Genomic DNA, 1,125 nt, shown 5'->3' on the forward strand with positions numbered 1-1,125 from the left:
CTTCGAGCCTTGCCGTGAGTACCATGGCAGACCGCACGGCGACGTTAACTTTCCCACCTGCTTCCACTGCAGGACCGACGGTGCCTGCCGCCAGGGCGGTACCGGCGTCGGAGGTTCCCGCCTCAGCGGCCAAGCACGGGTCTGCCGCGCTGACGACCTTCACGTTCCCGGACGGACACATCTCGTTCGCCTATCCGGAGACGTGGACCGTGCGAACCGTGCACCCGCCCGCCGGCCTCCCCGGCGTTGAGGTCATCGTTGCTGACGGTGCGGGAAACGATCTGCTCTTCCTGGCCAACGGCGTCACTGCAGGGTGTACTGGCGGTCCCGTGACGCGTCATGTGTTCGATCACAAGGCAGTTTCCGGTATGACGGCGCCGGACGGCAGGAAGCCCGTCTTCGGATTCGCTGTGGAATCCTTTGGTGACGGCGATGCCTACTTCATGGGGCTAACTGATCCCCGGTCGCTGAAGGAGGGCGAGGGCGTCGCATCATGGTGCAATCTCGTCCCCACTGCCAACGGCGGACTGTTCACCCGGGTCCTTTTCGGCGACCCGGGGTTCCCGAACAGGGAGGCCGCGAAAGCCTGGATGGCGACAACCCAATACACCCAACTCAAAGCACTGCTGGTCAGCCTGAGCTACACCTGACCGACGGACCCGGCCCGGCCGCCTCACTGGCGGCCGGGCCGGACCTTTAGGTCAGGGTCCACGAACACTTCAACAGGCCGAACCAGAGCCCACGGGCAGATGGCCGCCGCAGGGTTTGGGCTCAATCCATTCCAGTCGCGCCAGATCGACCGGAGCCCAAGGCCCGGATGGCATCGTTGAAGTTCTCGCTGGCCAAATAAGGGCACGGCGCGGCCCTATCCCACTGAGCCGGACACAGGTAGCGTTCCTCCACCAGCCCACCAAACTCGGAGCCTCCGATGCCGCTCAAAGCCAGGGACCGAGAAATCCTCGTGCGAGTGCGGGTGGAGTTCGATCAACCCATCAAGCTCTCCCACGAATCCGTGGACCGGCGCCCAGATCACGCCTTGAGGTTGGGGCCGAACTGCAAGACAACGACATCTCCGCCAGCGGTTAAAACTGCGACCCGCGTACCCGAACTCCGTCAGCTGATGGT

At 64.2% G+C, this 1,125-nt stretch carries 1 pseudogene; it reads left to right on the top strand.

Annotated elements, in window-relative coordinates:
- Positions 1-650 (top strand): annotated as a pseudogene (locus tag LQV45_RS34660) (hypothetical protein); the annotation flags it as partial.
- Between the last annotated feature and the right edge of the window lie 475 nt (positions 651-1,125).

It is taken from the genome of Microbacterium sp. Bi128 (assembly GCF_918698205.1).